This window comes from Frankia alni ACN14a (genome assembly GCF_000058485.1).
Taxonomy (GTDB): Bacteria; Actinomycetota; Actinomycetes; order Frankiales; family Frankiaceae; genus Frankia; species Frankia alni.
Genome location: NC_008278.1, coordinates 5,559,635 through 5,573,326, shown reverse-complemented (window position 1 = coordinate 5,573,326; position 13,692 = coordinate 5,559,635). Strand labels below are relative to the sequence as shown.

12 protein-coding genes are annotated in these 13,692 nt (G+C 74.2%); 5 read left to right on the top strand and 7 right to left on the bottom strand.

From position 1 onward, the window contains the following. Window positions 1–159 precede the first annotated feature (159 nt). On the top strand, window positions 160–4,383 hold the full coding sequence (locus FRAAL_RS22410; RefSeq protein ID WP_231861206.1) for a DUF4062 domain-containing protein: 4,224 nt from the start codon (window positions 160–162) through the stop codon (window positions 4,381–4,383). Window positions 4,384–4,460: 77 nt separating this feature from the next. On the opposite strand, the gene FRAAL_RS22405 is transcribed toward FRAAL_RS22410, so the two are convergent. Then, window positions 4,461–5,912 (bottom strand): bifunctional adenosylcobinamide kinase/adenosylcobinamide-phosphate guanylyltransferase, encoded by a 1,452-nt coding sequence (locus FRAAL_RS22405; RefSeq protein ID WP_011606244.1) that lies wholly within the window; start codon window positions 5,910–5,912, stop codon window positions 4,461–4,463. 16 nt (window positions 5,913–5,928) lie between these two features. Beyond that, the gene (locus FRAAL_RS33805; RefSeq protein ID WP_009742877.1) at window positions 5,929–6,099 is read right to left on the bottom strand and encodes a hypothetical protein; all 171 of its coding nucleotides are present in this window, start codon (window positions 6,097–6,099) and stop codon (window positions 5,929–5,931) included. A gap of 350 nt (window positions 6,100–6,449) precedes the next feature. On the opposite strand from FRAAL_RS33805, the gene FRAAL_RS22400 reads away from it, so the two are divergent. Continuing rightward, window positions 6,450–6,662, top strand: coding sequence for a hypothetical protein (locus tag FRAAL_RS22400; protein WP_011606242.1), 213 nt, complete (start codon window positions 6,450–6,452; stop codon window positions 6,660–6,662). A gap of 285 nt (window positions 6,663–6,947) precedes the next feature. Here the strand turns inward: FRAAL_RS22400 and FRAAL_RS22395 are convergent, their stop codons facing one another. Further along, window positions 6,948–7,544: a hypothetical protein gene (locus FRAAL_RS22395; RefSeq protein ID WP_231861204.1), complete on the bottom strand. Its 597-nt coding sequence runs from the start codon at window positions 7,542–7,544 to the stop codon at window positions 6,948–6,950. 155 nt (window positions 7,545–7,699) lie between these two features. On the opposite strand from FRAAL_RS22395, the gene FRAAL_RS22390 reads away from it, so the two are divergent. Next, window positions 7,700–8,185: a nitroreductase/quinone reductase family protein gene (locus tag FRAAL_RS22390; protein WP_011606240.1), complete on the top strand. Its 486-nt coding sequence runs from the start codon at window positions 7,700–7,702 to the stop codon at window positions 8,183–8,185. Window positions 8,186–8,253: 68 nt separating this feature from the next. Further along, window positions 8,254–8,850, top strand: a complete 597-nt coding sequence (locus FRAAL_RS22385; RefSeq protein WP_011606239.1) for a TetR/AcrR family transcriptional regulator — start codon at window positions 8,254–8,256, stop codon at window positions 8,848–8,850. Between the two features lie 100 nt (window positions 8,851–8,950). Here FRAAL_RS22385 and FRAAL_RS22380 read toward each other — a convergent pair whose 3' ends face one another. The 4 genes from FRAAL_RS22380 to nadA form a co-directional block, all read right to left on the bottom strand. Beyond that, window positions 8,951–9,760 (bottom strand): enoyl-CoA hydratase/isomerase family protein, encoded by an 810-nt coding sequence (locus tag FRAAL_RS22380; protein WP_011606238.1) that lies wholly within the window; start codon window positions 9,758–9,760, stop codon window positions 8,951–8,953. Between the two features lie 30 nt (window positions 9,761–9,790). Further along, window positions 9,791–10,756 carry an aldo/keto reductase family protein gene (locus tag FRAAL_RS22375; protein ID WP_011606237.1) on the bottom strand — a complete coding sequence of 322 codons (966 nt, stop codon included), beginning with the start codon at window positions 10,754–10,756 and terminating at the stop codon, window positions 9,791–9,793. An 80-nt stretch (window positions 10,757–10,836) separates the two neighbouring features. Then, entirely contained in the window at window positions 10,837–11,451 is a 615-nt protein-coding gene (locus FRAAL_RS22370) for a DUF3043 domain-containing protein (protein WP_041939645.1), read from the bottom strand. Next, a complete protein-coding gene (nadA, locus tag FRAAL_RS22365) occupies window positions 11,451–12,656 on the bottom strand; it encodes a quinolinate synthase NadA (protein WP_011606235.1) in 1,206 nt (401 codons plus the stop codon). The genes FRAAL_RS22370 and nadA overlap by 1 nt, the downstream gene beginning before the upstream one ends. A 525-nt stretch (window positions 12,657–13,181) precedes the next feature. On the opposite strand from nadA, the gene erpA reads away from it, so the two are divergent. Next, entirely contained in the window at window positions 13,182–13,544 is a 363-nt protein-coding gene (gene erpA, locus FRAAL_RS22360; protein ID WP_009742888.1) for an iron-sulfur cluster insertion protein ErpA, read from the top strand. Window positions 13,545–13,692: the final 148 nt, after the last annotated feature.

Below are 13,692 nucleotides of genomic sequence, written 5' to 3'. Positions count from 1 at the left end.
GCCACGCGGCGACGGCCGGGCGGCGGCCGGGCGGCGCGGCGGCGGCGGCCGGGCGGCGCGGCGGAGCGGACAGCGCGGCGGAGCGGACAGCGCGGCGGAGCGGACAGCGCGGCGGGCGGCGGATGCGGACAGCGGAGTCGATCGGATACGTTGCGACATATGGCGTTCCCGGTTGATCCGTTCCCGGAACGTGTTCGGGTACCCGGCTCGGCGTCGGCCGGCGGTGGGCTGCCGGTCCAGCGCGAACGGCGGGTGTTCCTGAGCCATACCGCGGAGCTGCGCCGGTTCCCACGGGAGCGGTCGTTCGTCGCCGCCGCCGAGCGGGCCGTCGCGTTGGCGGGCGACCGGGTGATCGACATGGAGTACTTCGGTGCCCGGGACGCCGATCCCGCCGACTTCTGCGTGCGGACGGTCCTTTCCTCCGACGTCTACCTGGGACTCATCGGATTTCGGTACGGCTCGCTGGTGACCAACCAGCCCGAGACGTCCTACACCGAGCTGGAGTTCGACACGGCCACCCGGGCCGGGATGCCCCGCCTGGTGTTCCTGCTGGACTATCTCGCCGAGGTTCCCTTCGGTGAGTTCGTCGACGAGGACCACGCGGAACGCCAGAAGGCGTTCCGTGGCCGGCTGCGCGAGTCCGGCATCATCACAGCCGACTTTCGCAGCGCCGGCGATCTGGAGACGGCCGTCCTCGACGCCCTGGTGAAGCTGCGGGAGAGCCAACGGCGCGTGGTCCGCACGGGCGGTACCGGGCTGGATCCGGCCGGCGGCGTCGCGGGCATCCCGGGCGGGGGCGGTCGGCGCAGGCCGTGGATGCTCCCCGGCGACCGGGACGACTCCGTGCCCCGCCCCGCGCTTACCGCGGCCGTGCTCGCCGAGGTGCTCGCGAGCGCGGCGGGCGGGGCCCGTCTTGTCGCTGTCCGTGAGCCCGTCGTGCTGCACGGCACCGGCGGGATGGGGAAGACCACGCTGACCCGCGCGGTTTGCCGGCAGGCGGAGATCGCCGAGACGTTCGGCGGCGGGCTACTCTGGGTCACGATCGGGGAGACACTGGACGGCGCCCGGCTCGCGGAACGGATCAACGATCTCAGCGAGGCGCTCAGCGGCGTCCGGCCGACCCTCGCCGATCCGGAGCAGGCCGGCTTCCATCTCGGGACGCTGCTCGGTGACGAGTCCCGGCTGCTGGTCGTCGACGACGTGTGGAACCCCACCCAGTTGCAGCCGTTTCTGCTGGGCGGGGCGGGCACCGTCCGACTCGTCACCACCCGGCTGCGTGACCTCGTGCCCCGGGCGCGGATGATCGAGATCCAGGCAATGCTCCCCGCCGAGGCCATGACGCTGCTGCTGCGCGACCTCGGCACGCAGGCGCCGGAGGCGGCCGAACGGCTGCTGGGGGTGACCGGACGCTGGCCGGTGCTGGTGCGCCTGGTCAACCGCGCGCTCGTGCGGCATGTCCGCGACGGCATGAGCCTGCCCCGGGCCGCCGAGCGGGTGCTGCGCCGGATGCGCCGGCGCGGTCCGACCGGGCTCGACGTCACCCGCGCGGCGCAGCGATCCGAGGCCGTCGAGGCCACGCTGGCGGCCAGCCTCGGCCTGCTGACCGGGCACCGCCTGGAGCGCTACCTGGAACTCGCGGTCTTCCCCGAGGACGTCGAGATCCCGCGCCGGGTGCTCGACGCCTACTGGGGGACCACCGGCGATCTCGATCCGGACGAGGTCGACGACCTCTGCCAGGAGCTGGCGGATCTTTCCCTGGTCGTCGCCTACCGCAGGTCGCCGCCCTCGCTGCTGCTGCAGGACGTGCTGCGCACCTACCTGCGGGCCCGGGTCGGCGAGGAGCGGCTGCGCGAGTTCGAGGCCGTGCTCTGCGACGCGCTGCGCGACACCTTCCTGCCCGCCCCGGCCGCGGCGCCGGCCTCGGTCCCGGCCTCGGCGCCGGGGGCGTCGGGCGCGCCCTGGTGGCTGCTGCCGGAGTCCGCCGACTACGCGTGGACCCACCTCGTCGGCCATCTCGTCGGCGCGGGCCGGACGGCCGAGGTCGCCGCGCTGGTCGGGGATCTGCGCTGGACGCTGGCCAAGCTGCAACGCCCGCAGCTCGGCCCGGTCGCCGTCCAGGCCGACCTCGCCCTGGCGGCGACCGTCCTGCCGGACGATCCGGTACTCGCCGCCCTGCGCCGCGCGATCCTGCGCAACGCCCACCTGCTGGCCCCGACCGACCCGCCGGCCTCCCTCGGCGCGGTCCTGCTCAGCCGCCTCGACGGCAGCCCCGAACTCGACGACGCCCGGTCCGCCCTCGCGCCCCACGTCGCCCTGCCCCGGCTGACCAACCGGTGGTCGCGTCCGGACCAGCCGCATCCGGCACTGCGGCGCACGTTCGGCGGCCATCGTCGCTGGGTCGACGGGCTCGCCGTCGCCCCCGACGGGCGGATGTTGGCCTCCGCGGGTCGGGACGGCACCGTGCGGCTGTGGGAGGTGCCGGACGGGCGGGGCCAGGCGGTGCTGACGGGCCACGACGGCGAGGTGCTCGGCTGCGCGTTCGCGCCGGACGGCCGCACGGTCGCCTCTGCCGGGGCGGACGGCACGGTGCGGACCTGGGCGGTGCCGCGGGTGTGGGACGACGGATCCGCGGTGTGGACGGGCGGGTTGCCGGCGGACGGGTCATCAGCGGGCGGGTCGTCGGCGGACAGGTCGTCGGCGGACAGGTTGCCGGTGGGCGGGTCGTGGCCGGGCGGGCCAGGGGAGCCCGATCCGGCGGTACCCCCGCGCCGGGCGGCCCCGTCACAGGTGCGACGCGGGCACGTCGGGAGCGTCACCGCCTGTGCGTTCGGCCCGGACGGTGACGTCGTCCTCTCGGTCGGCGAGGACGGGAGCCTGCGCTGGTGGGATGCGCGCGGCGCGGCCTGCCTGCTCGCGGTCACCGTCGCCGACGTACCGCTGCGCTGCTGCGTCCCGGCCCCGGACGGGGGCTGGATCGCTGTCGCCGGGGAGGACGGTGTGATCCGCATCGTCGACCCGTCGACCGGGGCGCCGACGATGACCCTCACCGGCCATCGCGGGCCCGTCCTGGCGCTGGTCGTCGCGCCGGACCGGAGCTGGCTGGGATCGTCGGGGCAGGACGGCACGTTCCGTCGATGGTCGATGCCCGCGGGCCACCGGATCGGAATGCTCCGGGAGGCCTCGGGGGCGATCCGTGGCGCCGCGGTCGGCCCGGACAGCCGGCTGGTGGCGACCACGAGCCGGGATGACGTGATCCGGCTGTGGGACGTGTCGGCGGACGGTCACCGGGCCGATCTGTCGGGGGCGGTGGGCAGCCGCACCTGCGTTCTCTCACCGGACGGGACCTGGGCGGCCGCCGCGGACCGGTACGGCGTGATCCGGGTGTGGGCCACCGACGTCGACCTGCCGAAACCGTCCGCCGGCGGCCGGGATGAGCCGATGAAGGGCTGCGCCGTCGTGGACTCCCGCGAGCCGGGCGTCGCGCCGCGGGTCGTCGCCTACTCCGACGACGGCACCGCCGCCGCCTGGGACCTGGCGACCGGCGAGCGCACCGGCACCGCCATCGCCGGCGCTGTGGAGATGGCCCGCGGCGCCGAGGTGAGTCCCGACGGAGCCTGGGTGCTCGTGCCCGAGACGCTCACCGCCCTGCGTCGGTGGGATCCGGTGACGGGCGCCGTCGCGGCGACGCTGACGGCCGACGCCGAGATCACCTGCTTCGCCCTCGACCCCACCGGCACCTGGGCGGTCGCCACCTGCATGGACGGGACGCTTCGGCGGTGGGACATCGCGAGCGGACACCCGTCGCCGACGGCGTCGCAGGTGGGGAGGGCGTCACCGGTGGGGACGGCGTCCACGGGGCATCCGGACGGCCCGCCGGGTGTGCCGGCCGGGGCGGCGCACCGGGGGGCCGCACTGGCCTGCGCCATCAGCCCGGACGGCCGCTGGGTGGCCTCGGGCGGGCGGGATCGCGGCGTGCGGCTGTGGGAGGCGGCGACCCTCCGGCTGCGCCGGGAGTTCACCGGGCACACCGGCGAGATCCTCGGCGTCGCCTTCTCGCCCGGAGGCGAGCTGCTGGTCACCGCCGCGTCGGACCACACGGCGCGGGTATGGCGTGTCGACGACGGCGCCCCGGTTGTGACGCTGACCGGGCACGTGCACACCGTCCGGGCGGCGCGGTTCTCGCCGGACGGGGCCTGGTTGGCCACCGCAGGTGGCGACGGCGCGCTGCGGATCTGGGACGCGGCGACCTGGCGCTGCGTCGCCATGATGCGCTTCGACGGCGGCGCCCGCGCCTGCACGTGGCTCCCGCCCGCCCTCGGCCGCGGCCTCGTCATGGCCGGCTCGGCCGGACTGTTCCGCTACGACCTCGACCTCGACGGGTGAGACACGCGGACGGATCCGCCGGCGCGCCGGCGTGCTCCGACGCCAGCGCGCGACTTGTCTGTAGGGGTGGCCTGTGATCAGGCTTTGGGTCGAAGCCGGATCGCGGTGCCCGCCACGACCTGCCAGACCTCGTCGGAGGCGGCGGCGAGCTCGGCGTTGAGGCGGCCGAGCGCGTCGCGGAACCGGCGACCGTCGGCCGTCGCCGGCACCACTCCGGAGCCGACCTCGTCGGTCACCGCCACGACGCGGCGCGCGGTGTGCCGCCACGCCTCGACCAGCTCGCCCGCCCGCCTCGCCAGCTCCGCCGGGTCATCGAGCAGTGCGGCCACCCACAGCCCGACGCCGTCGACGAGCAGCGGCGGACCCGGCGAGCGCAGCAGCGGCGCCAGGTCGAGGGTCTCCACGGTCGTCCACGCCGCCGGACGGCGCTCGCGGTGCGCGGCGATCCGCGCCGACCACTCGGCGTCGGTGGGGTCCGGGGGCGCGGAGGTGGCGACGTACACCACTGCCGGCTCGGCGAGCAGCCGGCGTTCCGCCTCGGCGGACTTCCCCGACCGGGCCCCACCGGTGATCAGGACCCGGTGCGGCGCCGGCGTCCCGGTGGAGCCGGTGGGGCCGGCGGGGCGTGAGTGGGGCGCGAGGTCGAGGACGGTGCCGTCGCCGGGAGCCTGCGCGCCGAGCAGGGCGAGCCGGCGGGCCAGCTCGTCGCCAGGCGGGTTGCGGTGGCTGAGGTGGACGGCGAGCACCCGGGTGCCGTCGACGACGGCGCCGCGGCGGCGCAGCTCCGCGACGAGTTCGGCGAAGGAGTCGAGATCGAGGTGCTCACCGAAACCGGGCCGGTCGCCGTTGTTCTCCTCCAGCAGCACCACGTCGTACGCCCGGCCGGTCACCGCGGCGAGCGTTGCCGCTGGCAGCGGCGCGGCGGTGTCGCAGCCGTAGAGCAGCCGGCCGCCGTCGGGCGCGGTGACGTCGTAGAGCACCGCGGGGCCGATGCTCGCGTCGCCGTGCCGGGCGGCCAGCGGGCGCACCAGGTACGCGGCGTCACCCTCGCCGAGGCGCAGCGGATCGCCGTCCGGTGAGTCGTCGCCGTCCGGTGAGTCGTCGCCGTCCGGTGCGTCGTCGCCGGCCGTCGCCGGGACGAATCGCAGGGCGGAGCCCTCCCGGGTCGGGTCGGCGCCCTCCCACCGGGTCAGGAACGCGCGGCACACCGCCAGCGCCGCGGGCGGCCCGACGACGTCGAGTGGCCGACCGGCGGCGGACGACCACGACCGCCACATCAGGCTCTCCGGGCCGAGGTGGTCGGGATGCGCGTGGCTGATCAGCAGATGGCGCAGGCCGGAGAGTCGGACCCCGAGCCGGGCGGCGGTCCGCGGCACGTCGGGCCCGCAGTCGATGAGCAGGGCGTCGTCGACGAGGACGGCGGTCTGCCCGCGGACCTCGTTCTGGCGCGCCCAGGCGCAGGACGCGCAGTCGCACCACGGATTCGGCCAGCCGTCCGCCGAACCCGTGCCGAGCAGCGTTACCCGCACCGCCGCCGCGCCCGGATCACACGTGCGGGTGGCGCTTGCGCTCCCACCGGGTCATCAGCGCGAGCACCGCCGCCAGCAGAAAGATGGCCACGAAGGTGACGATCACGGCAGCCCACCAGGTCAGGGGCGGATCGTGCTCCGCGGACTCGGCGGCGAAGGCTGCGGCGTTGTAGACGGTCGTTCCCACGCGGGTTGTTCCTCCTCGACGGATGTACCGGACTCGACCGGATGGACCGGATGTGCGCTCGACGTCGCACGTCGTTCCGTGTCCTGTCGAGGCCGACGTTACCGGCGTCGAGGACATCCTGACGCGGGTGTCCGCCTGCGCGCCAGTGGCGTGCGGCACCGAACCAGCCGTCCGCTCGGCCGATTCCCCGGGGAGCATCGGCCCCTGGCGACGGTGACCACGGGCGGCACGCTGATCCGCGGCGCCGCGCCGACGAGGGGCACACGGTTGGATGGGTCCACCGGTCGACCGATCGGCGATCGCGCACGGCGGCCGGCCGACTCGGGCCGCCCCGGAGAAGGGACCCACGCATGACCTGGACCTGGCGTTACGAGGGCGACGACGGAGCGATCGTCACGGTCGGCGGTGCGTCGAGCTCCGAATCCTTCACCAGCCAGGGCGACGCCGAGACCTGGCTCGGGGAGACCTGGCGCGACCTGCTCGCCGCGGGCGTCCTCCAGGTCACCCTGCTCGACGCCGGACGCCGCATCTACGGCCCGATGAGCCTGCGCCCGGTCACCTGATCCGTGCCGCGTCCCGACCTCCCCGATGCCGGCCTGCTCACGGCACGTGGTGGGCCAGCAGGCGGTGGCCGGTACCTGGTGGCCGGTGATGCTGCCTGCCATCGATGGAACCGGGCCGATGGCGCGGCGCGGTTCCGCGGAACCGCATGCTGGCCGGGGCCGGGATTGGGACGCGTGGCGCGGTTTCGCGCGCCGCGCCGATCCCCGACCGGCGTCGCCCGCGAGCTCGGCGTCGCCAGACACGCGCTCTCGTTCCCCATCGCGGAGAAGAGCGCTGTGAGCGCCTCAGATGGTCGGCCCGGGAGGGAGAGCGTGTCGCCCGGACGAAACCTGGTCGCCGAGATCCCGAACAGATGCGAGGCGTGCCCAGTCGTTGTTGCGGACCAGCATGCACCAAAGGCCTGCGGCGCGGCCGACGGTGGGACCGTCAGGAACCTCTCTGCCGTCGATCGTCGCTACGGCGTCGACTGCGGCCCTGGCGGCTTGTTCGGGGTCGGGGTGGCGGCGGTGAACAGACGCGCGCGCGAGTGCGAGATGTGTACCGGCGGTCGACCTGTATCGCCCGCTGTGGGCCAGCATCGTCAGTGATCTTCTGGCGTGTGGTTCAGCTTCCTCGCCCGCGCCGAGGTAACCGAGGATGACAGCACTGAACGCCTCGTACGTTTCGTCATCGATGGGTGAGAGGCCCGGCACCTGCTTGCCCGTCCAGATGTTCTCGCCCATGGTTCGCAGGGCGGAGCGCGCTTCGTCCTGCCGCCCGGCAAGGGCGAAGGCGCGGGCCTGTGCGCAGGCCAGCATCGGAACGATGTACGGGTGTGCGCGTGCTTGCGCCTGCACGGCGATGTCTGCAGCAGTGTCGAACTCGCGACCGAAGAAGGCCACGGCTGAACGCATGGCGGCCTCGGATCCGGCGAGGAGAGGATCGCCGGCTGCCCTGGCATGCCGCCCGGAGCGGGTTGACAGGCTCTGGCTAACGTTGTTAGCTAGCGGTGTGGCTAACGGTGTTAGCCGCATTGTCGACCCGGAGGTGTGGATCCATGAGCGAGCAGCGTGATCAGGCATCGTCCCGCGCCGGCGGGGCGCATTACCTCGCGCCCGGCTGGTTCACCCGCAACGTGGCCAACCGCCTGGTGGCGCTGGTGACCCGGGCCGGGGTGAGCGTGCTGGGCAGCCGGGTGCTGGAGGTGCGCGGGCGGTCCAGCGGCCAGCCGCGGCGGACCCCGGTGAACCTGCTGACCTACGAGGGGCGGCAGTACCTGGTGTCGGCGCGCGGCCATGGGCAGTGGGTCCGCAACGTCCGCGCCGCGGGTGGTGAGCTGTCCTTGCTGCGGGGGCGCTCGCGTACGCTCTACCACGCCGACGAGCTGGACCCGGCGGACAGTGTCGCCGTGCTGCGGGCCTACCTGAAGCGATGGAAGGCCGAGGTCGGCGCCTTCTTCGACGGGATCGGGCCCGACTCCACCGACGAGGAGATCCGCCGGATCGCCCCTCGCCATCCGGTCTTCACGCTGACCGCGCGCTGACCCTTCGTGGCGTCGCCCCGGCGCCGCGGGAGAGATCGGCACGGGCGCGCGAGAGAGGGACGGGACGGATGGGGACGCCGCAGGGTTCGGGTGGGCTGCCGCTGGCGCCCGTCGCGCCCCGGCCCGCACTGGCGCCGCCCTCGCCGCGGCTCGGCGAGATCATCGCGGTCGCGCGGGAGGTGCTGGAGAAGGAGGGCGCGGCGGCGCTGACGATGCGCCGGCTCGGCGAGCTGCTGGGCATCCGCGCGCCCTCGCTGTACAAGCACCTCGCCGGCAAGAACCAGCTGGAGGCCAGGCTGGTCGACGCCGCCCTGGTCGAGATCGGCGACCTGCTGCACGGTGTCGTCGACCGCGCCGACGCCGCGAGCGTGCTCGGCGACCTGCTGGCCGCCTACCGCGCCCACGCCCGCGCGCATCCGAACCTCTACCGCCTGGTCACCTCCGGCCCGCTACGCCGCGACCAGCTCACCGCGGGGGTGGAGGACTGGGCGGGCGAGCCGTTCTACCGGGCCACGGGGGAGCCCTACCTCGCGCAGGCGCTGTGGGCGGCGGCGCACGGCACGGTCATCCTCGAACTGGACGGCCGGTACCTGCCGGGCTCCGACCTGGATCGGACCTGGGCCGCGCTGACCGCGGCGTTCGGTCGACCCGTCGACGGCGCCTGATCCCGCTCCCGTCGCGTCCCGCCCGCCCGCGGCGGCGGAGGAGGCCGGGCCGCAGCCGAGGAGGCCGGGCCGCAGCCGAGGGCGTCGGGCCGCCAGCCGCTCAGCGGCCCAGCCGGCTGTTCAGGGCGGCGCCCTCGGCGAGCTCGCGGCGCAGCACCGCGCGGGCGATCTGGATCCCGGCCCGCTCGATCCCCGGCCGGGGCGCCGCCGCGGGCTCGGCGGGACCGGCGCGCAGCAGGCGTTTGGTCGCCGCCACCGCGGGCGCCGGGAAGGCGGCGATGCGCGCGGCGAGCTCGCCGGTCACAGCGTCGAGGTCGGCGTCGGGGCAGCGGCGGATCGCCAGGCCATACTCGACGGCCTCGGCGCTGCTCAGCCAGCGCGAGGTGAACAGCAGCTCGGCGGCCCGCTGGGCGCCGACCGCCCGCGGCAGCAGCACCGAGCTCATCGCCTCGGGCACCGTCCCCAGCTCGGTGAACGGTGCCCGCAGCCGCGCCGACTCCGCGACCACCACCAGGTCGCAGTGCAGCAGCATCGTCATCCCCAGGCCGACGGCCGGCCCGCGGACCCCCGCGACGAGCGGCTTGGCCAGGCCGGCCAGGGCGAGGACGAGCGCCTCGAAGTCGGCGACGAGCCGGCCGCGGTCGGTGCCGGGAAGCTCGGTGAGGTCCGCGCCGGCGCAGAACGCCCGCCCGGCGCCGGTGAGCACGACCACCGCCACCGCCTCGTCGCCGTCCGCCGCCACCAGCGCCGCCCGCAGCGCCCGGTAGGAGTCCGCGGTCAGGGCGTTGAGCCGGTGGGGACGGTTCAGCGTGAGCCACCGGACCGGTCCGGCGTCGCGGGTCAGGACGTGCTCACCCGCGGCCGGCGGGGGTAACTCGGCTTCGTCGGAGGTCGGGTCGGCGGCACTCACCGGTCACCTCGATCGGGTTCGGCGGCGGCCTCAGCCGCGCTGGATGACGTCGGCGAGCACGTCGTCGATCCGCTTGAGCAGGGCCGGGTCGAGGGTCACCCCGGCGGCCCTGACGTTCTCCCGTACCTGCTCCGGCCGGGAGGCGCCGATGATCGCCGAGGCGACGTTGTCGTTCTGGAGCACCCAGGCGACGGCGAGCTGGGCCATGCTGAGGTCGGCGTCCGCGGCGATCGGGCGCAGGTCCTGCACCGCGGTCAGGACGTCGTCGTTGAGCAGCCGGGAGATGAACCTCTCGCCGGTGCCGCCGGTGGCGCGGCTGCCGCTCGGCGGCGGCTGACCGGGCAGGTACTTGCCGGTGAGCACGCCCTGCGCGATCGGCGACCAGACGATCTGGGAGATGCCGGCCTTCTCGCTGGCGGGCACGACGTCCGCCTCGATGGTGCGCCACAGCATCGAGTACTGCGGCTGGTTGGAGATGATCCGGTCCAGCCCCAGCTCGCCGGCGATCCGCACGGCGTCGGTGATCTGCTCGGCGGACCACTCCGAGACCCCGATGTAGAGCACCTTGCCGGCGCGGACCAGGTCGTCGAAGGCCCGCAGCGTCTCCTCCAGCGGCACCGTCGGGTCGTACCGGTGCGCCTGGTAGACGTCGAGATGGTCGGTGCGCAGCCGGCGCAGCGAGGCGTGGGCGGACTCGATGATGTGCTTGCGGCCGAGGCCCTTGTCGTTCTCGCCGGGGCCGGTCGGCCAGTAGACCTTGGTGAACAGCTCGTAGGACTCCCGGCGGACGCCCTGGAGAGCGTCGCCCAGCACGGCCTCGGCGCGGGTGCCCGCGTACACGTCCGCGGTGTCGAAGGTCGTGATGCCCTCGTCGAGGGCGGCGCGCACGCAGGCCGTCGCCGCGTCCGCCTCGATCTGATCACCGTGGGTGATCCAGTTTCCGTAGGAGATCTCGCTGACGGACAGGCCGCTGCGCCCCAGGCGCCGATGCTTCACATCACAAACCTACGACGGCGTCCGCCCACCCCGGCGAGGGTCCGCGTAACCCACGCCGGGGCTCGCAGCCCAGCTGAGGGCTAGGGCCGCGCGTCGCCGCGGGACACCCGCGGGCGCGGCAGCCGCCAGCGGCGCGGCAGCAGGGCCCGTTGCGCGGCGTAGGCGCGTACCCGCACCCGCGAGTCCGGGTAACGCTCGGCGACCTTACGGCTCACCTGCCAGGAGAGCACGATCGAGTCGACGACGACCGCGATGATGCCGAGCAGCATCAGCAGGGTCGCGGCGAGCCGGACGACGCCGTTCGGGATCAGGCCGCCGACGAAGTACACGACCGCGGCCACCAGGAAGAACGGGCCGACGGTGAGCCGGGTGTCGACCAGGTCGCGTGCCAGCACCCGCTCCGGGGCGCGCTCGCGCGGCGGCAGCCGGCTGACGTCCCCGGACATCATCGCCGCCCGGTACTCCTGGCTCTGCCGGCGGCGGGCGGACTTGGCGTCCTGGCGGCTCGCGCCCTTGCCCGCCGGCGCGACGGTCCTGCCGCGGGCGGCCCGGGCGTCCGAGCGTTTCGGCGTGGGACGCCCCTTCGCCGCGGTGCGCCGCGGGTCGGCCGACGGGTCCTGATCGTCGAGCTCGACCTGCTCGGCGAGCGGTTCGGCGTCGGCCTCGGCGGAGCCACGCCGCTTCAGCAGGGCCATCAGGGCAGAGCCAACATCTGATCGAGTGCCTTCCGGGCAAAGGTGGCCACGTCCCGGTCGACGGAGATCTGGTTGACCGTCTCGCCGCGGACGAGCGACTCCAGCGCCCAGACGAGGTGCGGCATGTCGATCCGGTTCATGGTGGAGCAGAAACACACCGTACGGTCCAGGAAGACGATGGTCTTGTCGGGGTGCCGCTTCGCCAGCCGCTGCACGAGGTTCAGCTCGGTGCCGATGGCGAACGCCGAGCCGGCCGGGGCGGCGTCGACGACGGAGATGATGTATTCGGTGGAACCGACCAGGTCCGCCGCCGTGACGACCTCCCGGCGGCACTCCGGGTGCGCCAGGACGGTGACCCCGGGGATGCGGGCGCGCACCTCGTCGACGCTGTCGCGGGTGAAGCGCCCGTGCACCGAGCAGTGCCCGCGCCAGAGGATCATCTTCGCCTCGCGGAGCTGGCGGTGGGTCAGCCCGCCGCCGGGCCGGTGCGGGTCGTAGACGACGCAGTCCGCCTCGGTCATCCCCAGCTCGCCGACGGCGGTGTTGCGACCGAGGTGCTGGTCGGGCAGGAACAGCACCTTCGACCCCCCGCGCTCGCCGAACGCCCACTCCAGCGCCCGCCGGGCGTTCGAGGAGGTGCAGATCGTGCCGTCGTGCCGGCCGGTGAACGCCTTGATGGCGGCCGAGGAGTTCATGTAGCTGACGGGGACGGTCTGCGCGGCGACGCCGGCGTCGAGCAGGTCGTCCCAGGCCTGCTCGACCTGCTCGGCGGTGGCCATGTCGGCCATCGAGCAGCCGGCGGCGAGGTCGGGCAGGATCACCCGCTGGTGCGCGCCGGTGAGGATGTCGGCGCTCTCGGCCATGAAGTGGACGCCGCAGAAGACGATCGCCTCGGCCTGCGGACGCGCGGCGGCCTGCTGGGCCAGCTTGAACGAGTCGCCGGTCACGTCGGCGAACGCGATGACCTCGTCGCGCTGGTAGTGGTGCCCGAGGATGAAGACCCGGTCACCGAGCGCGGTCTTCGCGGCGGCGGCGCGGGCCGCGAGGGTGGGGTCGGCGGCCGGCGGCAGCTCGCCGGGGCAGTCGACGCCACGCTCGCTTGCCGGGTCCGACCCGCGGCCGAGCAGCAGCAGGGCCAGCGGGGACGGGGTGACGCCCACCTGCGCGAGGGCCGGATCCCGCCCGAGGGTCGGATTGATCGTCATGGCGCTCCTCTGGTCGACCGGCCCGCAGCCTGGCCGCCTGGTCGTCCGCGCCGACCGGCCGGCGATCCCGCCGGAGGTCGTCCGCGAATGGTCGATGAGACTCTAACTCCCCGCGCCCATCGTATGCGGAGCTCCGCCGGTCGGGCGCCGGCTTGTTCGACCTGTTCGGCCCGCTTCGGTCCCGGACGTGAACGTGGTCACGAAGGTGACCGCAGGCGAGAAGGCGACCCGAGGTGAGAAAAGGCGACCCAGGGTGATCGGAGGTGATCGGCGTCTCGTGGCCCACCGGTCGGCGCCGTGGCTCGGCTCCGTCGGCATCGCTACGATGGGAAGCGGATCCCGTCCCATGGTGTTGGGCATGAACGTCGGCGCAGACGCTGTGCCGTGCCCGGGGCGTCGCCGAGGCCACTCGGTTCGCCGCGGGCAGTACCCGACCGGATGCAACCGACCGGAAGCGCAGTACCCGACCGGAACCAGTGATGCCTGGCACCTCAGGCACGTCCAGCAAGGGCAGGAGTACTCCTTATGACCGTTCAGGACACGACGGAGACCGCGACGCAGTCCTCGACCGTCATCCTCACCGACACGGCCGCCGGCAAGGTCAAGACCCTGCTGGAGCAGGAGGGCCGGGATGACCTCAAGCTGCGCATCGCGGTGCAGCCCGGGGGTTGCTCGGGCATGCGCTACCAGCTCTTCTTCGACGAGCGGTCCCTCGACGGCGACACCGTCCTGGACTTCTCCGGTGTCAAGGTCGTCCTCGACCGGATGAGCTCTCCGTACCTCGGCGGCGCGACGATCGACTTCGTCGACACCATCGAGAAGCAGGGCTTCACCATCGACAACCCCAACGCGCAGGGCTCCTGCGCCTGCGGCGACTCGTTCCACTGATCGACCGAGCGGCCGACCCGGGCCGCCCGCGGCGACCGCCTGTCAGCCCTGGTGCATTCCTCTCACCAGCGGCACGGAGGTCGCCACTGGCCCGGAGGTCGTGGCCGGCTCCCGCGGGAGCCGCCGGATAGTGCCTGATGCACGAAGC